Below are 19,082 nucleotides of genomic sequence, written 5' to 3'. Positions count from 1 at the left end.
GCACGGCGGCAGGACAGCGTTTAGCCCAGGTCCCGCATGCTAACTCGACTGCCCGCGTTGCCGTTCTGGTCGACCCAATCCGCCAGCCGGGCGGCCGTGACGTGTAGTTGCTCAGCCGAGGTAGCCGACACCGGAAACAACGCCAGCCCACCGGCTTCGGGAGTGAGCTCAGGTCCCGAAGCCGCTGGTTCTGATACCGGCGCTTGCTCCAAGATGGCATGCACGTTGGTACCCGACATTCCATACGAGGAAACCGCAGCGCGACGTGGCTGTCCGGTGTTGTCCGGCCAGGATGTATTCGCTTGCGGCACAAAGAGTTCAGTGTCAATCTCAGCCAGCTGATCAGGCAGCCGGCAGAAGTGCAGGTTCTGCGGCACAACCCCATGCCGCAACGCCAGGATTGTCTTCATCAACCCCAGGGGCCCCGATGCCGACTGCAGGTGACCGAAGTTTGTTTTCACCGACGTCAGCGCGCACGGACCCTCGGTTCCGTACACCGCGGCCAGGCTCGCGTATTCGACCGGATCTCCAACGGGGGTGCCGGTGCCGTGGGCTTCGACCATCCCCACCGTCGACGCTTCGACGCCCGCTGCAGCCAACGCTTGCTGATACACCGCGATCTGAGCCTGCGCCGACGGCGCCGCGATATTCACGGTGCGGCCATCCTGGTTGGCTGCGGTGCCACGAACGATCGCCAGCACACGATCACCGTCGCGCACCGCATCCGGTAGCCGCTTCAGCAGCAGGACCACGCACCCCTCACCGGACACGAAGCCATCAGCTGCTTCGTCGAAGGCATGGCAACGCCCGGTAGGCGACAACATGCCTTGCAGGGAACCCGAGACGGACTTCCGCGGTTCTAGCGTGACAACCACACCACCGGCAAGAGCGAGATCGCTTTCACCGTCATCCAGGCTGCGGCAGGCTTGATGCACAGCCGTCAACCCGGACGAGCACGCGGTGTCCACCGTGACCGCGGGGCCATGCAGTCCGAGTGTGTAGGCCACTCGCCCGGACGCGAAACTGTTACTGGTGCCGGTGAATCCGTACGGTCCTTCCGCGGCGCCGCAATCCGCGGACAGCAGCTCGTAGTCGCCGTGTGTCAGTCCTACGAAGACACCTGTTTGTGATTCAGCGAGCGTCGCCGGGTCCACACCCGCGTGCTCGATAGCCTCCCACGACACTTCCAGCAGCAAGCGGTGCTGTGGGTCGATCGCGGTCGCCTCCCGCTCGGTCAGGCCGAAGAAATCGCAGTCAAACCCGCCGACGTCGTCCAGAAAGGCGCCCCAACGCGATACCGATCGACCAGGGACACCAGGTTCGGGGTCGTAGTACACGTTCGCGTCCCACCGGTCAGCGGGAATCTCACCCACCAAATCGTCGCCGCGTAACAGCGCTTCCCAGAGGCGTTGTGGGGAATCGATGCCGCCCGGGAGCCGGCAAGCCATGCCGATAACGGCGACCGATGTGGCGGTTGCGGTGCGCACTACGCAGTCCCCCTGTACCAGCCGTGGGTGAATGCTCCCAAACCCCATTTACCAACACATTCGGGCTCAGGATTGTTTAGCGTACTAACTTCATGGTAGTGGCTCAAGACGAAAGCATCGCATGCTGCAAGGTCCGATACAACGGGAAAACTGTTGTGGGACTTGTTAATCTGCAGGCCACAGCACGACGAAGAACACATTATCCAGCCAACTCACAGGCCGTTGCCATGCCGCTACCAGACGTCGTAGGCCTGGGAAAGTTAAGGTAGCAACACTGCTCGACAGCCACAGCAGCATGCACCGCGCGTGTGATCCGCACGAGCCGCACGGGCGCGAGCAGACGCAAAAGGCCCCGAAATCCGTTGGATTCGGGGCCTTTTGCGTCTTTCGCGCCCAACGTGGGTGCTTGGCTAGGGTGAATCCTTGTGGATCCTCACCGCGACCTGGAATCGCGGGCCTTTGCCGGCAACTGGCGGGTATACCAACAGCAAGCGTTGGACGCGTTCGACGCCGACGTCGCTGCCGGCGACAACCGTGCCTATCTGGTGCTGCCGCCGGGTGCGGGCAAGACGATGATCGGCCTGGAAGCAGCGCGCCGGCTGGGGCGCCGGAGTTTGGTGTTGGTTCCCAACACGGCGGTGCAGGCGCAGTGGGCCGCCGCGTGGGATAACAGTTTTCCGTCGTCGGACCGGTCGGCATCGAAGTGTGGAACCGAGCGTGGCCTTGCCTCGGCGATGAACGTCCTGACGTATCAGTCGCTTGCCGTCATCGACGCCGAAACCGATTCGACAGTCCGGCGGGAAGTCCTGCGCAACCGCGACCAGCAAGCGTTGCTGGATCTCCTGCACCCCAACGGGAGGGCGGTGATCGAGCGGGCGGCGACGCTAGGCCCGTGGACGCTGGTGCTCGATGAGTGCCACCATCTGCTAGCTACGTGGGGCGCCCTGGTCAGTGCGTTGGCGTCGGTCCTCGGAGCGCAGACCGCGCTGATCGGTCTAACGGCGACCCCGGCCACAGAGCTCACCGCGTGGCAGCACACCCTGCATGATGAGCTGTTCGGCACCGCCGACTTCGTGATCCCGACACCCGCTCTGGTTAGGGAAGGCGACCTGGCTCCCTACCAAGAGTTGGTCTATCTGACCCAACCGACGCCCGAAGAGCAGGCCTGGATCGGCACCCACCGGGCGCGCTTCGCCGACCTCATGCTGGCCCTCATCGACCAAAAGGTGGGCAGCATGTCGTTGGCCGCGTGGCTGCACACCCGGATCGTGGATCGAGCGACGCGCGAGGGCAATCAGATCGCCTGGTCGACGTTCGAGCGTGCCGAACCCGACCTCGCGTGCAGCGGCCTGCGCTTCGCCTACGACGGCCTGATTCCACTACCCGACGGCGTGCGCCTGCGCGAGCAGCACCGAATTGCGCCCGATGCCCAGGACTGGGTTAACGTATTGACCGACTTCAGCGTCGGGCACCTGCAACAAAGCGCGGATCCGCGCGACGCGCACGCGCTGACCGCGATCAAGCGGGTGCTACCCGGCCTGGGCTACCGGCTGACCAGTCGCGGCGTACGCGTCGCGACCTCGCCAGTAGACAGACTGTGCGCGCTGTCCGAATCCAAGATCGCCGCGACCGCGCACATCCTCGACACCGAGGACGCCGTCTTGGGGGCGCGGTTGCGGGCGCTGGTGCTCTGCGATTTCGAATCGATGACCGGCGCCCTTCCCACATCGCTGAAGGGCGCACCCGTCAGCGAGCAGTCGGGTTCGGCCCAGCTGGTTGCCGCCATGCTCGCCGCGTCGGATCACCGCCGCCGCACCCCACTGCACGCCCTTCTGGTAACAGGTCAAACCTTCGCCTGCCCGGCCGCGATCGAAGATGACCTGATCGCCTTCTGCGCCGAGCGCGGCGCGCTCGTCACCGCCGAGCCGCTTGACGCCCACCCTAGTCTGCGGGTCATGCGCGGCACCGGCGGCTTCACGCCACGTACGTGGGTCGCGCTGGCTACCGAATACTTCCTGGCCGGCCGCGCCCGCGTCCTGGTCGGCACCCGTTCGCTACTAGGTGAAGGGTGGGACTGCGCGGCGGTCAACGTCAATATCGACCTGACGAGCGCAACCACCCAGGCAGCGATCACTCAGATGCGCGGCCGCGCCATCCGCAACGACCCCTCGGACGGTCACAAGGTGGCGGACAACTGGTCGGTCTGCTGTATCGCCACAGAACACCCGCGCGGTGATGCCGACTACCTGCGCCTGGTGCGCAAACATGACGGGTACTACGCGGCAACCCCGCAGGGGCTCATCGAATCGGGTGTGACGCACTGCGATCCGTCGCTGTCGCCGTACGGTCCTCCGGTCACCGATACCCACGCCATCACGGCGCGAGCGCTGCAGCGCGTCGCCGAACGCGCCCAGGCGAGATCCTGGTGGCGAATCGGCGAGCCCTACGAAGGAGTCGACGTCGCAACCATCCGCGTGCGCTCCCGCCAGCCGCTCGGGGTCGCCGCACCCCGCATCCCCGCCTCGGCATTGACCCCACCGGTGCCGGGACAGTTCAGTCCGGTCCGCCTGGCAAGGGGTGCCGTGGCCGCCGTTTCCGTGGTCGGCGCCAGCACCGCCACCGCAGTTGCCTCCGCCAATCTCGGCATGCTGGCGGGTGCCGGCACGGCCGGCGCCATCGTCGCGGCGGGTGTTGGCCTGGTGGCAACCGCTGCGGCGGCCGAAAGCCGCCGCCTGGACCACGCGCCCAACGCGCTCGAGCAACTGGCCGCCGTCGTCGCGGATGCGCTGTACGCCGCGGGCGGCGCACAGCGAGGATCCGCGGCACTACGGTTGGCCTCCGACCCCGAAGGCTGGATCCGGTGTCAACTCGACGGCGTGCCCACCGAGCAGTCCCTGCGGTTCACCGCGGCCCTCGACGAGCTACTGGCGCCGCTTGCCGAACCGCGCTACCTCATCGGACGCAAGATCCTCACGCCGCCCGCCCGGCCCGTTGCCCGGAGGCTGTTCGCGGTTCGTGCCGTCGTCGGGCTATCGCTGCCCGGCACGGTTGCCTGGCACGCCGTGCCCCGCTGGTTCGCACGAAACAAGGATCGGCGGCAACATCTGGCACAGGCATGGCGAAAGCACATCGGCCCACCCCGACAACTGCCAGCAGACTCCCCACAAGGGCAAGCCATCCTCGATCTGTTCCGCGGCGATAACCCGCTCTCGGTGACAACCCAGCTGCGCACGACCTGGCGGTGACCCGGCCGCAAGTTGCGTCTGTTCGCGCTAACAGGTGAGCCGTCCGACCGCCGCCGCAACCCGCTCGTCGGTGGCCGTCAGCGCCACCCGCACGTGCTGAGCCCCACCCGGGCCGTAGAAATCACCCGGTGCCACCAGGATGCCCCGCTGCGCCAGCCACGCGGCACTGTCGCGGCACGGCTCGCCGCGAGTGGCCCATAGATACAATCCGGCGTCCGAATAGTCGACCGCAAAACCCGCGGAGCCCAGCGCCGGCAACAGCGCGGCACGCCGTTGTGCGTAGCGCTCCCGCTGTTGCCTTTCGTGCGCGTCGTCGTCCAGCGCGGCCACCATAGCCGCCTGTACCGGCGCCGGCACCATCATCCCGGCGTGTTTGCGCACCGCTAGTAGCTCGGCAACGATCTCGAGGTCACCGACGACGAAACCCGCTCGGTAGCCGGCGAGCGATGAGCTCTTCGATAGTGAGTGCACAGCCAGCAACCCGGTGTGGTCGCCGTCGCACACCGAGGGATGTAGCACCGAAACCGGTTCGGCGTCCCAGCCCAATCCCAGGTAGCACTCGTCGGAAACCACGAGAACGCCTCTGCCCCGGGCCCACTCGACCACCTTGCGCAAATGGTCGACACCCAGCACCCGTCCGGTCGGGTTGCTCGGCGAGTTCAGGTAGAGCAGTGCCGGGGATTGCGGACCCAGCTGGGTCAGCGCATCCGCACGCAGCACCCGCGTTCCGGCCAGGCGGGCGCCGACGTCATAAGTCGGATATGCCAATTCGGGCACGACGACCAGATCCGCACCGCCCAGGCCCAACAACGTCGGCAACCAGGCGATGAGTTCCTTGGTGCCGATAACCGGCAACACGGCCGCCTCGGTCAGCCTGGTGATGCCGTAGCGGCGAGCCAGCGCTGCCACCACAGACTCACGTAACCGTGCGGTGCCGGCGGTCGCCGGATAGCCAGGGGCGGCACTGGCCGCCGCCAGCGCCTCCTGGATCAGCGGTGCGACCGGGTCGACCGGAGTGCCGACGGAGAGGTCGACGATGCCATCCGGATGGGCCCCGGCCAGCGCTTTCGCGTCGGCCAAGGTGTCCCAGGGGAAGACGGGCAGAGACGCCGACACTCCGCCGCGAGCGGGTGCTGCCCCCAGCCGGCTCAGGCGTCCTCGCTCTGCGGCGCCAGATCCTTGACCGCTTGCGGGTCGTTCTCGGTCATGCCAACCTTGGCCGCACCGCCCGGCGATCCCAGCTCGGCGAAGAAATCGGCGTTGATCTGGGTGTAATGGCTCCACTGTTCGGGCACATCGTCTTCGTAGAAGATAGCTTCAACGGGGCAGACCGGCTCGCAAGCCCCACAGTCGACGCATTCGTCGGGGTGGATATACAGCATCCGGGCGCCCTCGTAGATGCAATCGACCGGGCACTCCTCAATGCATGCCTTGTCCTTGATGTCGACACAGGGTTCGGCGATCGTGTACGTCACGGACGTCTCCTCAACATGTCTTCCAGATACCGCTATGTGTGGGCTGCTGTCCACCTCGCCAAGGCTTCCTCCGGGCCCTGCTGAGGCAATGCGTTCGGTTACTGATACTAGACGTTGCACATACACGTCGACCACTTGGCACATGCGTCGGCGTACACGGTCAATATGCACCTAGTTGCATAGCAATCCGGCTTGCCGTCTATGCTGCCCGGATGGCGCTACCCCACGCGATCTTGGTGTCGCTGTGTGAACAGGCCAGCTCGGGCTACGAGTTGGCCCGCCGATTCGATCGCTCCATCGGCTATTTCTGGACCGCAACCCATCAGCAGATCTATCGGACGTTACGGGTGATGGAGAACAACAACTGGGTGCGCGCGACGACCGTGCTCCAGCATGGCCGGCCCGACAAGAAGGTATACGCGATCTCCGACAGCGGCCGGGCCGAGCTGGCTCGCTGGATCGCCGAGCCGCTCAGCCCGACCAGGCCCGGCCGCGGCAGTGCGCTGACCGACAGCAGCACGCGCGATATCGCCGTCAAGCTGCGTGGCGCCGGCTACGGAGACGTTGCCGCGCTGTATACCCAAGTCACCGCGCTGCGCGCCGAGCGTGTCAAGTCACTGGACACCTATCGCGGTATCGAGAAGCGCACCTTCGCAGATCCGTCGGCGCTCGATGGCGCCGCACTGCATCAATACCTCGTGCTGCGCGGCGGAATCCGAGCCGAAGAAAGTGCCATCGATTGGCTCGACGAAGTAGCTGAAGCGCTCCAGGAGAAGCGATGACAAATCCATACCCAAATCTGCTGTCCCCGTTGGACCTTGGGTTTACCACGCTGCGCAACCGGGTGGTTATGGGTTCGATGCACACCGGACTGGAAGACCGGGCCCGCCATATCGATCGGCTCGCCGACTACTTCGCCGAACGTGCACGCGGCGGCGTCGGGCTGATCATCACCGGTGGCTACGCGCCCAACCGCACCGGATGGCTGCTGCCGTTCGCCTCCGAACTCGTCACTTCGGCGCAAGCCCGACGGCACCGCCGAATCACCAGGGCGGTCCACGATTCGGGTGCAAAGATCCTGCTGCAAATCCTGCACGCCGGACGCTACGCCTACCACCCACTTGCGGTCAGCGCCTCGCCGATCAAGGCGCCGATCACCCCGTTTCGTCCGCGAGCACTATCGGCTCGCGGGGTCGAAGCGACCATCGCGGATTTCGCCCGCTGCGCGCAGTTGGCCCGCGATGCCGGCTACGACGGCGTCGAAATCATGGGCAGCGAAGGGTATCTGCTCAATCAGTTCCTGGCGCCGCGCACCAACAAGCGCACCGACTCGTGGGGCGGCACACCGGCCAACCGTCGCCGGTTCCCGGTCGAGATCATCCGACGCAGCCGCGCCGCCGTCGGATGCGACTTCATCATCTGTTACCGGCTGTCAATGGCCGACTACGTTGCAGAAGGCCAGAGTTGGGATGAAATCGTCGCGCTGGCAACCGAAGTGGAAGGGGCAGGCGCAACCATCATCAACTCCGGCTTCGGCTGGCACGAGGCCCGGGTGCCCACTATCGTCACCTCAGTGCCGGGCGGCGCGTTTGTCGACATCAGCAGCGCCGTCGCCGAACACGTCACTATCCCGGTGGTGGCGTCCAACCGGATCAACATGCCGCAGGCCGCGGAACGGATTCTGGCCGAAACCCAGGTGCGGCTGATATCAATGGCCCGGCCGATGCTGAGCGACCCGGACTGGGTGCTCAAGGCGCAGTCCAATCGGGTCGACGAAATCAACACCTGCATCTCCTGCAATCAAGCCTGCCTGGACCACGCATTTGCCAGGAAAACGGTGTCGTGTCTGCTCAATCCACGCGCCGGGCGCGAGACGCAGTTGGTGCTGTCCCCGACCCGGCGCGCCCGCTCGGTGGCCGTCGTCGGGGCTGGACCAGCCGGGCTGGCCACGGCGGCCAACGCCGCGCAACGGGGTCACCGGGTCACGCTGTTCGAGGCCAACGACTTTATCGGTGGACAGTTTGACATGGCCCGCCGCATTCCCGGCAAAGAGGAATTCAGCGAAACCATCCGGTATTTCTCGACGATTCTGGCCAAACACGGTGTCGAGGTGCGACTGGGCACTCGGGTGGCCGCCCAGGAGTTGACCGGCTACGACGAGGTCGTCTTGGCCACCGGCGTGGCACCGCGCATTCCGGCCATCCCCGGCATCGACCACCCCATGGTGTTAACCTACGCCGAAGCCATCACCGGTGTCAGACCGGTCGGGCGAACCGTGGCTGTCGTCGGCGCCGGCGGCATTGGCTTCGACGTCACCGAACTGCTGGTCACCGACTCCTCACCCACCCTCAACCTCAAAGAGTGGAAGGCCGAATGGGGGGTCGCTGATCCGCGAGAAGCCCGCGGAGCGTTGACGACTCCACTGCCGGCGCCGCCCGCCCGTGAGGTGTACCTACTGCAGCGCACCAAAGGCCCGCAGGGCAAGCGGCTCGGCAAGACCACCGGATGGGTCCACCGGGCGTCGTTGAAGGCCAAGGGCGTTCATCAGCTGTCTGGGGTGAACTACGAACAGATCAACGACGACGGCCTACACATCAGCTTCGGCCCGAAGCGCAGGCGGCCCCAGCTGCTGGCGGTGGACAACGTAGTGGTCTGCGCCGGCCAGGAACCGGTGCGAGATCTGGAGAGTGAACTGCGCCGGCACGGCATTAACCCGCACATCATCGGTGGCGCGGCGGTTGCCGCTGAGTTGGACGCCAAGCGCGCCATCAAGCAAGGCACCGAACTTGCGGCCAGGCTATAAACTCATTTCTCGGGCTGTAAACAACGTTGTTTCATCGCTGCTGACCTGCAGATTGGTATGGCCGCGCAGTGTCGCCCGATAACCAGTTTGAGAGAAGCAAGCCCACGGCGCCTGGTACCCTCGACCGCAGACGGCAACCGCTGGGCAGATGTCGTCGCCGTCTTAACGACGGTGCAATAGTTTGGGGAAGGTGTCCATAAATGAGGCTGTCGTTGACCGCATTGAGCGCCGGTGTAGGCGCCGTGGCAATGTCGTTGACCGTCGGGGCCGGGGTCGCCTCCGCAGATCCCGTGGACGCGGTCATTAACACCACCTGCAATTACGGGCAGGTAGTAGCTGCGCTCAACGCGACGGATCCGGGGGCTGCCGCACAGTTCAACGCCTCACCGGTGGCGCAGTCCTATTTGCGCAATTTCCTCGCCGCACCGCCACCTCAGCGCGCTGCCATGGCCGCGCAATTGCAAGCTGTGCCGGGGGCGGCACAGTACATCGGCCTTGTCGAGTCGGTTGCCGGCTCCTGCAACAACTATTAAGCCCATGCGGGCCCCATCCCGCGACCCGGCATCGTCGCCGGGGCTAGGCCAGATTGCCCCGCTCCTCAACGGGCCGCATCCCGCGACCCGGCATCGTCGCCGGGGCTAGGCCAGATTGCCCCGCTCCTCAACGGGCCGCATCCCGCGACCCGGCATCGTCGCCGGGGCTAGGCCGCAAGCAGGGCGTATGTGGTAGTGCGCTGGCGCGCCGGGCGGCCGATGCCTTCGGCGATCGCGACCAGCTCAGCGACGGTCTTGGCCGATCCGTGTTCGGAACCGGCCATCCGCGAGATGGTCTCCTCCATCAGCGTGCCGCCCAGGTCGTTGGCGCCACCTTCGAGCATCACCTGGGTGCGCCGCACTCCAAGTTTCACCCAGCTGGTCTGAATGTGCGAGATGCGGCCGTGCAACATGATCCGCGCCAAAGCATGTACCGCGCGGTTGTCGCGATGGCTGGGCCCGGGGCGCGCCGCACCGGCCAGGTACAACGGTGAATTCTGGTGCACGAACGGCAACGGGACGAACTCGGTGAAGCCGCCGGTACGGTCCTGAATATCGCGCAGCACGTTAAGATGGGCGACCCAGTGCCGTGGACTGTCCACATGCCCGTACATCATCGTCGATGATGACCGCAGACCCACCTCGTGGGCGGTCGTCACGATTTCGATCCACAATGACGTCGGCAGCTTGCCCTTGGTCAGCACCCAGCGAACCTCGTCGTCCAGGATTTCCGCGGCGGTACCCGGGATGGTATCCAGCCCGGCCTCGCGCAGGCCGATCAGCCACTCGCGAATGCTCAGCCCGCTCTTGGTGACGCCGTTGGCGATCTCCATCGGGGAAAACGCGTGCACATGCATGGAGGGCACCCGCGCCTTGACGGCACGAACCAGATCGGCGTAGCCGGTGACCGGTAGCTCGGGATCGATACCGCCCTGCATGCATACTTCGGTGGCCCCGGCGACGTGGGCCTCCCATGCCCGGTCGGCGACCTCTCCGACCGACAGCGAGTAGGCGTCGGCGTCACCCTTTCGCTGGGCGAACGCGCAGAACCGGCAACCGGTGTAGCAGATGTTGGTGAAGTTGATGTTACGGTTGACCACAAAGGTCACCTCGTCGCCGACGACATCGCGGCGCAACGAATCAGCCAGTGCGGCAACGGCTTCCAGCGCAGGACCGTCGGCGGTGGCAAGCGCCAGATACTCGCCGTCGGTGCAGCCGGCGGGCGCACGCTCCGCCGATCGCAGGGCGGCAAGCACATCGGTGTCAATGCGTTCCGGAGCGCGGACCGCCAGCTCGTGCACCTGCTCGCGGATCGATTCCCAGTCACCGAAGGCGCTGGCCAGGTCGCTGCGCACTGCGGTATTGCGGCCCTGAGTGTCGATCGCTGCGCCCAGATCGACCCGGCCCCAGGACGCCACGTCGTCGGGCTCCTGCCACGGCATGCCCACCGGGTTGACGTCGCGGGCCAGGCCGGTCGCCGGATCCGCCAGCGCCACCACATGTCCCCGCACCCGCGGGTCGATCCACGCCGCGCCCGCCTGTACGTATTTGGGTTGCGCGGTCAGCCGCTGCACCATGTCGTAGCCGGCTTCGGCGGTGACCGCCGCCAGCTCGTCCAAAGCGGGCCAGGGCCGTTCGGGGTTGACATGGTCGGGCGTCAACGGTGAGACACCGCCCCAGTCGTCGACCCCGGCGCCAACCAGCGCCCGGCATTCGTCGCCAGACACCAGGTTCGGCGGCGCCTGGATGCGCATGCCCGGGCCCAGCACCAGCCGCGCCACCGCAACCGTCGCCAGGTAATCCTCGATTCCGGCATCGGGGAAGGCGGCCATCGCGGTGTGTTCCTTGGCGCGGAAGTTCTGCACGATCACTTCTTGGATATGCCCGAACTCCTTGTGCGACTTGCGAATCGCATGTAACGTATCGGCGCGCTCGGATAGCGTCTCGCCGATGCCGACCAACAGACCGGTGGTAAACGGAATGGACAACCGGCCGGCGTCGGTCAGGACACGCAGCCGCACCGCCGGGTCTTTGTCAGGGCTGCCGTAGTGGGCGAGCCCCTTGGTTTCGAACAGCCGTCGCGAGGTCGTCTCCAGCATCATGCCCATCGACGGCGCCACCGGTTTGAGCCGCGACATCTCCGACCAGCTCATCACACCCGGGTTCAGGTGCGGCAACAGCCCGGTTTGCTCCAGCACACGGATTGCCATCGCGCGCACGTAGGACAACGTGGAGTCATAGCCCCGTTCGCCGAGCCATTCGCGTGCCTGGCGCCAACGCGCCTCCGGACGGTCACCGAGAGTGAATAGCGCTTCCTTGCAACCGAATTCGGCACCTCGGCGGGCAACGTCGAGGATCTCGTCGGGTTCCATATACGTGCTGGAACCTTGGGCGCGTAGCTTGCCCGGCACGGTGACGAACGTGCAATAGTGGCAATTGTCCCGGCATAACCGGGTGACCGGGATAAACACCTTGCGCGAATAGCTGATCGCCAACCTGCCGCTGGGCCCGTGCCGGCCGGCCGACACGAGACCCGCATCGCGCACCCGCGCGGCGCTCGCGCACAGGTCGGCCAGCTCGTCACCGCGTGCGGTCATCGCTATGGCCGCCTCATCCACGTTCAGCGTGACACCATCTCGGGCCCGTCGCAGTACCCGCCGCAACGCTGAGGCATTTGCCTGGGGCGGTACAACGGGACTCGGCAGAGCGGTGGACTTCCGACCTACAGGCTGCGGCACGTTGGTATACCTTCCCTGCAATCTGATATCATCCGCACGCCCCACCAGGTGAGATGCTGGCCAACCTTGGCGCCATAAGCGCAACAGTAGCGCCAGGCCGAGCTCGGCACGCCGTCGACCGTCCGGCACCAACGGTTTGGTGGAGTAAGGCGCAGGTCACAGCCGATCGCGATACCATCCGTGAGAGGCCAGCGTCTGAACAAGCCCCCGGCGACAGCCGCCGCGTGGTGAACCAGGAGAAGGTACGAGATGTCGTTTGTGTTCGCGGCGCCAGAGGCACTGGCGGCGGCCGCTGCGGACATGGCCGGTATCGGTTCGACTCTTAACGCCGCCAATGTGGTTGCGGCGGTTCCCACCACCGGAGTCCTGGCCGCAGCCGCGGACGAGGTCTCGACTCAGGTCGCCGCGCTGCTTTCCGCGCATGCTCAGGGGTATCAGCAGCTCAGCCGGCAGATGATGACAGCCTTCCACGACCAGTTCGTGCAGGCGCTGAGAGCAAGTGCAGACGCGTATGCAACCGCCGAGGCCAGCGCCGCGCAGACCATGGTGAACGCCGTGAATGCGCCCGCAAGAGCGTTGCTGGGGCATCCACTGATTAGCGCCGACGCCTCGACGGGTGGGGGCTCGAACGCGCTGAGCCGGGTCCAAAGCATGTTCCTCGGCACTGGCGGCTCCAGTGCACTTGGCGGTAGCGCCGCTGCAAATGCCGCTGCCAGCGGTGCACTGCAGCTCCAACCCACCGGTGGGGCCAGCGGTTTGTCCGCCGTCGGCGCCCTGCTGCCGCGCGCCGGAGCGGCCGCCGCCGCGGCGCTGCCGGCTCTGGCCGCCGAGTCGATCGGCAACGCAATCAAGAATCTCTACAACGCCGTCGAACCGTGGGTGCAGTACGGCTTCAACCTCACCGCATGGGCGGTGGGATGGCTGCCCTACATCGGCATACTGGCACCGCAGATCAACTTCTTCTATTACCTCGGCGAGCCCATCGTGCAGGCAGTCCTGTTCAATGCGATCGACTTCGTGGACGGGACAGTCACTTTCAGCCAGGCACTAACCAATATCGAAACGGCCACCGCGGCATCGATCAACCAATTCATCAACACCGAGATCAACTGGATACGCGGCTTCCTGCCGCCGTTGCCGCCAATCAGCCCGCCGGGATTCCCGTCTTTGCCCTAACTTCGGACTAGCCAGATCCGTCAGCTTGGACCCTGCGCCGCCACAGCACCCACGCCGGTGGCACGGCCCCTGCCACGACGAACACCAGCGCGCCGTAGACCAGCAGGCCCTGGCCACCCAGAATGACATCGTCGCCAGGGCCGCCGAAGCTCATCGCCGCTACCGTCAGTAGCCACGCCCACAGGGGCAGCGCGGCCACCCGCGACGATGTGGTCCATCGCGCTGCGGCCCACACCAGCGCAGCATTGACCAATCCACTGATCAAGGCACTGATCGGAAACGGAGCCGAGCCGATATACCAGGGCATCAGCAGAGCCCCGGCAAGCGCAGACACGACCCCGTCGACAGTCAACAGGGCCAGGACAACCAAACGGATTGCTCGATCTGTCGCGCCGGTGGTCAGGTTGGCACGCTGTCGATCTGAGAGAGTATCGACCCGATGACCCACTGCAGGCTGTCGAGTCGGTCCTGCCAATGCTGCAGGTTAGGGTCCAGGTCGGGGTCCATGGGGTTCCTTCCGTGGCTGCCTGGTTGGCAGCCTACGTGCCGGACGCGGTGAAGCCCAGACCGGCGAGCAGATCAGTTTCCCAGCCACGTTCATCGCGGGCGCCCGCGGAGCCGCCGGCGAGCACGTAATGCTCATCGGCCAGGATGGGCAGTGCCAGGTTGTTCGACAAGGCGGCGGCCCGGCCGGTCGGGCCGACGACAACTTGGGTGGCATGGGCAGCCAGTGCCGCAACCTTGGCGGCTCGCGCCTGCTCATCGGCCTCGACGACGGCGTCGATACCGTCGTCGGAGTACCCGAATGCAATCTCGTCGGCCCGCGGCAACACCCATTCGGGTCGCAGATCGTCGGGGACCAGGGCTCGCGCGCCCGAAATGAGCGCGCTCAGACCCAAGACCGTCCAGTAGAACTTCGGCACCGTCCACGGGTCGCCGGGGTGATCTGCGGTACCGGACCCAACACCCGCTGCGGCCACCGCGGCGGTAGTGACGGTGTGGGTGTGCACGTGGTCAGGATGACCGTAACCGCCATTGGGGTCATAGGTCACCACGACATGCGGCCGCAGCTCGCGAATGATCGCGACCAATGCCCCGACGGTCTGCCGGGGGTCAGCATCGACGAATCTCCGCTGACTCCGCTGGTCTGTGCCGGCCATGCCGGAGTCGCGCCAGCGACCCGCGCCGCCAAGGTAGATCGGTGCGCTGACCCCGAGCGCTCGCAACGCCGCGGTGAGCTCGCCGATGCGGTAGCCACCGAGTTGGTCCGCATGATCGGCGGTGAGTTGAGCCCAGCGATCGCCAATGACCTCGCCCTCCTCACCCAGGGTGCACGTGACGACATGGACCTGTGCGCCACGGGAGGTGTAGTGCGCGATGGTTGCGCCGTTGCTCAGGCTCTCATCGTCGGGGTGTGCATGAACAAACAGCAGCCGCGGCGTCTCAGACATGGAGGCACCCTACCGGGCGAGCGTCGAAAAAATTCCTCAACAGAATCGCTACCGTTTTGTGACCGAAGCCGTTATGGTGAAAATACCTTAGTGAACGATTCCGTCTACAATGCCGTGCGGAACCCCAAGTCGTCGCTGACCCCCACCATCAGACCACGTCAGTGGAAGGAGATGCACGCGTGTCTTTTGTCACCACACGGCCCGATTCGATTGGGGAAACGGCCGCCAACCTCCACGAGATCGGGGTGACGATGAGCGCCCATGATGACGGGGTCACGCCGCTGATCACCAATGTGGAATCCCCCGCCCACGATCTTGTGTCCATCGTGACGTCGATGCTGTTTTCCATGCACGGCGAGCTGTACAAGGCGATCGCGCGCCAGGCCCATGTGATCCACGAGTCATTTGTCCAAACACTTCAGACCAGCAAGACTTCGTATTGGCTCACCGAATTAGCCAACCGCGCGGGCACCTCCACCTAGACAGCGGTTGAGCGACAATGGATTTCACAATTTTTCCGCCGGAGTTCAACTCCCTCAACATCCAAGGTAGCGCTCGTCCGTTTCTAGTAGCCGCGAACGCCTGGAAGAATCTGTCCAACGAGCTGAGCTACGCGGCCAGTCGGTTCGAGAGTGAGATCAACGGGCTGATCACATCGTGGCGGGGGCCATCGTCGACGATCATGGCAGCTGCGGTCGCCCCATTTCGGGCCTGGATTGTCACGACCGCTTCCCTGGCTGAACTCGTCGCCGACCACATCAGCGTCGTGGCAGGCGCCTATGAAGCGGCGCACGCAGCACACGTGCCGCTGCCGGTGATCGAGACCAACCGACTGACGCGCCTCGCTCTCGCCACGACCAACATTTTCGGGATTCACACCCCCGCGATCTTTGCCCTCGATGCACTGTATGCCCAGTACTGGTCCCAAGATGGCGAGGCGATGAACCTCTACGCCACAATGGCGGCGGCCGCCGCACGGCTGACACCGTTCTCGCCCCCGGCGCCGATCGCCAACCCGGGCGCGCTGGCCAGACTTTATGAACTGATCGGTTCGGTGTCCGAGACGGTGGGGTCATTCGCCGCGCCGGCGACCAAGAATCTGCCTTCGAAGCTGTGGACGCTGTTGACGAAGGGCACCTACCCGCTCACAGCCGCGCGAATCTCGTCGATACCCGTGGAATACGTGTTGGCCTTTGTCGAGGGCAGCAACATGGGCCAGATGATGGGCAACCTCGCCATGCGGAGCCTGACACCCACGCTCAAGGGCCCGCTGGAGTTGCTACCCAACGCGGTCAGGCCCGCGGTGTCGGCAACATTGGGAAATGCGGATACGATCGGGGGGTTGTCGGTGCCCCCCAGCTGGGTTGCGGACAAATCGATTACGCCGTTGGCCAAAGCCGTCCCGACCTCCGCGCCGGGCGGTCCGTCGGGAACCTCGTGGGCCCAGCTGGGATTGGCAAGCCTGGCCGGGGGCGCTGTGGGCGCCGTCGCGGCAAGAACCCGTTCCGGAGTGATACTGCGGTCACCCGCCGCCGGCTAGCAAAAGGGCCTCACCTGATGCATCGATCGAACCGCGCCGGCGGAAAAGCCGCAGTTGGCTAGTATCGCAGCATGACGGTGAGCGCACCCGCAAAGGCCAACCCGTACCGGCGGCGCGGCGAGGTGCTTGAGCGTGCGCTCTACGATGCGACGCTGGCCGAACTCGAATCCGCCGGATACGGCGGGCTGACCATGGAAGGCATCGCGGCACGCGCCCAAACCGGCAAAGCCGCGTTGTATCGGCGGTGGGCCGGCAAACGTGAGCTGGTGCTGGCCGCGGTGCAATACGCTTTGCCGCCGGTACCCGAGCCGCGCGCTGACCGGTCGGCAAGGGAGAATCTGCTGGCGGTGTTCACCGCCAACTGCGAAATCCTGGCCGGCAAGACGGCCCTCCCCAGCATGGAAATCGTCAGCCAGCTCCTACACGAGCCCGAGCTGCGCGCCATCTTCATCAACTCGGTGTGGGCCCCGCGGCTGCGAATTGTCGAGTCCATCCTGCAGGCGGGCGTGCGTTCCGGCGAAATCGACCCGGCAACTCTGACTCCGATGACCGCACGAATCGGACCGGCCTTGATCCATCAGCATGTCTTGTTTACCGGATCCCCGCCGGACCGTGAGCAGCTCACACGCATTATCGACGCCATGATCCTCACCACCGGCGAACGCCGCGAGAGCTAGCCGACGATTCCGCCGGCGTGACCAGGGCTATTGCCCGGTCTTCACCCATTGGCCGGCGTCGCCGACGATGCCCACTGGCACCGCACCAGACAGGCTGACGTTCTGCACGCTCGGGCCGGCCGCGACGATCGTGGTGTCCTGCAGGATCGGCAACACGGTCGACATATTCCACAGTCGCGGTTCGACCGCGGTGATCACGTCGTTGATGTTCTTGGTGCCATTGAGTGCGGCATCGATGTTCGACTGGATGCTGCGGTCGCAGATGCCGGTGAGATTCGACGGCGCTTTTACCAGCGCGCCCGGGTCGGATGGGCGGCGCGGCGCCGTTGGTGGCGGTGTCGCGGTGTCGGGCGCGGCGGACGGCGTAGGGCCAATGGGAGCGGACGGGGCCGTCGTCGGCGCATTCGCAGCCGGGACCGTCGTCGCCTGCAATGCGGGACAGCCGTAACGAGAGGCCAGCAGCGTCGCCAGGTTTCCGCCGGCTTGGCGCCAGCCCACAATGGCGTCTACCCGATTGTCGTTCAGCGCGTCGTGATAGAGCGTGACCGGGTCTAACGCCAGCACAGTCGCGGCGATGCCGACGTCGCGCAGCTGGTCGGCAGCAGTGTTGGCGACCGCCACCGAGGTCGGATCGTTCGCGGCCACCCCGATGACCAGCGTTAACTGTTCGCCGTCCTTGCTGATCCGGCCGCGGATGACTTCCGGCGGCCCGGTGCTCACCGACGTGGTCGTCGAATCGGGGACCGACGGCGCCGGCGACACCGACGTGTTGGTGTCGACCTGGAATCCCGATGCCTCCAGCAGACCCAGCGCGGCGGCGCTGCTCATTGCGGGAGGCGCGGTCGGAACATAACCCGGGTCACTCGGCGAACGAATCTGCGCCTGGTCCAAGGTGACGGTGTTGTCGGTGCCGGCGCCCACGGCGGCAAGTAGGTCCACGTCCAGCAACCCCAAAATCGCCTTGCGAACCTGGGTGTCGGCCAGCTTGGGAACGTTTGCCCGCAGCGTGAACTGCATGACCCGCGGTGTCACGATCCGGGCGGTCCGCACGTCGGGGATGGCCGACAACTGGGCGAAGGCCGCCGAGCCACCATGCACCTGGGCGACCTGGGTGTCTCCGTTACGTACCGAATCGGCCAGCGCGGCCGGCGCCCCGGCCCGGCGGAAGAGAATGATGCCGGGTTTGGAAGGTGGGCCCCAGTAACGGTCATTGCGGGCGATCAGGATCTCATCGCGCTGTGGGTCGATGTTTTCCACCCGAAACTGTCCACCTGTCACCGGCAGCGCTCGAGCCAAACCGGACGCGAAGCCCCCTGGTATGTCCTTGACGATGTGCGCCGGCAGGATGTCGGTGAACAACTCACGCCAAGCGGGGTAGGGCTGTGCGAACGTAACGACGGCCTGCTTACCGCCCTCGAGCGACTGGACACTGGTGATCAGGTGGTATCCGGCGGGGTCGACGACGCCCGGCTGTGTGACCATCTGCTGCCACAGATACCAGAAGTCGTCGGCGGCGATCGGGGCGTTGTCCGTCCACTGCGCCTCGGGCCGGATCTTGTAGGTCACCGTGAACGGGTGGTTGTTGGTCACGTCGGCGGAAACCAACAGGGTCGGGTCCATCTCCCAGCGCGAACCGGTCGGCGTGTTGGGATCCGGAATCGGCCGGAACGCGCTGGGCAACACCAACGCACTGATTGCGGCGTTCACCGGCGACAGGTCGGACAGCAAATGCGGGTTGAACCCGGGGCCGATCCAGTCGATGCCCATGATGATCTGGGTAGGGCGGCGCGGCGGGGGCGGTGTGCTGCGCGGCGTATCAGTGCTCTGGGGTGCCGGCGGCGGGCTGACCGTGCACCCGGCCAACACCATACACGCCAGCGCGACCAACGCGCCGACCGTCACACAGACGCGGCGGACTGGGCTGGGCACGCCCATCAGGCTATCCAGTACCCCCACG

General features: G+C 65.7%; 15 protein-coding genes and 3 other annotated features. Of the genes, 8 read left to right on the top strand and 7 right to left on the bottom strand.

Translation table 11 applies throughout. The features are described from left to right. Nucleotides 1-20 precede the first annotated feature (20 nt). The gene (gene pks3, locus Rv1180) at nt 21-1,487 is read right to left on the bottom strand and encodes a polyketide beta-ketoacyl synthase (RefSeq protein NP_215696.1); all 1,467 of its coding nucleotides are present in this window, start codon (nt 1,485-1,487) and stop codon (nt 21-23) included. 425 nt (nt 1,488-1,912) lie between these two features. Between pks3 and Rv1179c the strand changes: the two genes are divergently transcribed. Then, on the top strand, nt 1,913-4,732 hold the full coding sequence (locus Rv1179c; RefSeq protein NP_215695.1) for a hypothetical protein: 2,820 nt from the start codon (nt 1,913-1,915) through the stop codon (nt 4,730-4,732). A 27-nt stretch (nt 4,733-4,759) separates the two neighbouring features. On the opposite strand, the gene Rv1178 is transcribed toward Rv1179c, so the two are convergent. Both Rv1178 and fdxC read right to left on the bottom strand, forming a co-directional pair. Continuing rightward, nucleotides 4,760-5,848, bottom strand: coding sequence for an aminotransferase (locus Rv1178; protein ID NP_215694.1), 1,089 nt, complete (start codon nt 5,846-5,848; stop codon nt 4,760-4,762). 32 nt (nt 5,849-5,880) lie between these two features. Next, nucleotides 5,881-6,207, bottom strand: a complete 327-nt coding sequence (fdxC, locus tag Rv1177) for a ferredoxin FdxC (RefSeq protein ID NP_215693.1) — start codon at nt 6,205-6,207, stop codon at nt 5,881-5,883. Between the two features lie 212 nt (nt 6,208-6,419). On the opposite strand from fdxC, the gene Rv1176c reads away from it, so the two are divergent. The 3 genes from Rv1176c to TB8.4 all read left to right on the top strand — a co-directional run bounded on the left by Rv1176c (nt 6,420) and on the right by TB8.4 (nt 9,543). Then, complete coding sequence (locus Rv1176c; protein ID NP_215692.1) at nt 6,420-6,989, top strand: hypothetical protein; 570 nt, start codon at nt 6,420-6,422, stop codon at nt 6,987-6,989. Continuing rightward, nucleotides 6,986-9,010, top strand: a complete 2,025-nt coding sequence (fadH, locus tag Rv1175c) for an NADPH dependent 2,4-dienoyl-CoA reductase FadH (RefSeq protein NP_215691.1) — start codon at nt 6,986-6,988, stop codon at nt 9,008-9,010. The genes Rv1176c and fadH overlap by 4 nt, the downstream gene beginning before the upstream one ends. Nucleotides 9,011-9,210: 200 nt before the next feature. Then, nucleotides 9,211-9,543, top strand: a complete 333-nt coding sequence (gene TB8.4 / locus Rv1174c) for a low molecular weight T-cell antigen (RefSeq protein NP_215690.1) — start codon at nt 9,211-9,213, stop codon at nt 9,541-9,543. A gap of 7 nt (nt 9,544-9,550) precedes the next feature. Next, nucleotides 9,551-9,593: a repeat region (62 bp direct repeat partial copy 3 (43/62 bp),GGCCTAGCCCCGGCGACGATGCCGGGTCGCGGGATGGGGCCCG), on the bottom strand. After that, nucleotides 9,594-9,655 (bottom strand) — a repeat region (62 bp direct repeat copy 2,GGCCTAGCCCCGGCGACGATGCCGGGTCGCGGGATGCGGCCCGTTGAGGAGCGGGGCAATCT). It lies immediately after the preceding feature. Continuing rightward, nucleotides 9,656-9,717, bottom strand: a repeat region (62 bp direct repeat copy 1,GGCCTAGCCCCGGCGACGATGCCGGGTCGCGGGATGCGGCCCGTTGAGGAGCGGGGCAATCT). Here TB8.4 and fbiC read toward each other — a convergent pair. Further along, a complete protein-coding gene (gene fbiC / locus Rv1173; RefSeq protein NP_215689.1) occupies nt 9,711-12,281 on the bottom strand; it encodes an FO synthase in 2,571 nt (856 codons plus the stop codon). Its footprint overlaps the feature before it by 7 nt. A 249-nt stretch (nt 12,282-12,530) precedes the next feature. Between fbiC and PE12 the strand changes: the two genes are divergently transcribed. Continuing rightward, nucleotides 12,531-13,457 (top strand): PE family protein PE12, encoded by a 927-nt coding sequence (gene PE12 / locus Rv1172c; protein YP_177793.1) that lies wholly within the window; start codon nt 12,531-12,533, stop codon nt 13,455-13,457. A 7-nt stretch (nt 13,458-13,464) separates the two neighbouring features. Here PE12 and Rv1171 read toward each other — a convergent pair whose 3' ends face one another. After that, nucleotides 13,465-13,905, bottom strand: a complete 441-nt coding sequence (locus Rv1171; protein ID NP_215687.2) for a hypothetical protein — start codon at nt 13,903-13,905, stop codon at nt 13,465-13,467. Nucleotides 13,906-13,996: 91 nt separating this feature from the next. Then, nucleotides 13,997-14,908 (bottom strand): 1D-myo-inositol 2-acetamido-2-deoxy-alpha-D-glucopyranoside deacetylase, encoded by a 912-nt coding sequence (gene mshB / locus Rv1170; RefSeq protein NP_215686.1) that lies wholly within the window; start codon nt 14,906-14,908, stop codon nt 13,997-13,999. 179 nt (nt 14,909-15,087) lie between these two features. Here mshB and lipX point away from each other — a divergent pair, with 179 nt between their 5' ends. The 3 genes from lipX (at nt 15,088) to Rv1167c (ending at nt 17,125) form a co-directional block, all read left to right on the top strand. Continuing rightward, nucleotides 15,088-15,390: a lipase LipX gene (gene lipX, locus Rv1169c; RefSeq protein YP_177792.1), complete on the top strand. Its 303-nt coding sequence runs from the start codon at nt 15,088-15,090 to the stop codon at nt 15,388-15,390. A gap of 17 nt (nt 15,391-15,407) precedes the next feature. Next, nucleotides 15,408-16,448, top strand: a complete 1,041-nt coding sequence (gene PPE17, locus Rv1168c; protein ID YP_177791.1) for a PPE family protein PPE17 — start codon at nt 15,408-15,410, stop codon at nt 16,446-16,448. Between the two features lie 71 nt (nt 16,449-16,519). Then, nucleotides 16,520-17,125: a transcriptional regulator gene (locus Rv1167c; protein ID NP_215683.1), complete on the top strand. Its 606-nt coding sequence runs from the start codon at nt 16,520-16,522 to the stop codon at nt 17,123-17,125. 27 nt (nt 17,126-17,152) lie between these two features. Here Rv1167c and lpqW read toward each other — a convergent pair whose 3' ends face one another. After that, nucleotides 17,153-19,060, bottom strand: a complete 1,908-nt coding sequence (gene lpqW, locus Rv1166) for a monoacyl phosphatidylinositol tetramannoside-binding protein LpqW (protein ID NP_215682.1) — start codon at nt 19,058-19,060, stop codon at nt 17,153-17,155. Between the last annotated feature and the right edge of the window lie 22 nt (nt 19,061-19,082).

Source organism: Mycobacterium tuberculosis H37Rv, assembly GCF_000195955.2.
Classification (GTDB): Bacteria; Actinomycetota; Actinomycetes; order Mycobacteriales; family Mycobacteriaceae; genus Mycobacterium; species Mycobacterium tuberculosis.
Note: the sequence above shows the minus strand (reverse complement) of the source record. Positions and strands in the feature narration are given on the sequence as shown.

Coding starts and splice junctions, on each gene's coding strand:
- Rv1176c (NP_215692.1), top strand. CDS start 6,420: ATGGCGCTACCCCACGCGATCTTGGTGTCGCTGTGTGAACAGGCCAGC.
- fadH (NP_215691.1), top strand. CDS start 6,986: ATGACAAATCCATACCCAAATCTGCTGTCCCCGTTGGACCTTGGGTTT.
- TB8.4 (NP_215690.1), top strand. CDS start 9,211: ATGAGGCTGTCGTTGACCGCATTGAGCGCCGGTGTAGGCGCCGTGGCA.
- PE12 (YP_177793.1), top strand. CDS start 12,531: ATGTCGTTTGTGTTCGCGGCGCCAGAGGCACTGGCGGCGGCCGCTGCG.
- mshB (NP_215686.1), bottom strand. CDS start 14,908: ATGTCTGAGACGCCGCGGCTGCTGTTTGTTCATGCACACCCCGACGAT.
- PPE17 (YP_177791.1), top strand. CDS start 15,408: ATGGATTTCACAATTTTTCCGCCGGAGTTCAACTCCCTCAACATCCAA.
- Rv1167c (NP_215683.1), top strand. CDS start 16,520: ATGACGGTGAGCGCACCCGCAAAGGCCAACCCGTACCGGCGGCGCGGC.
- lpqW (NP_215682.1), bottom strand. CDS start 19,060: ATGGGCGTGCCCAGCCCAGTCCGCCGCGTCTGTGTGACGGTCGGCGCG.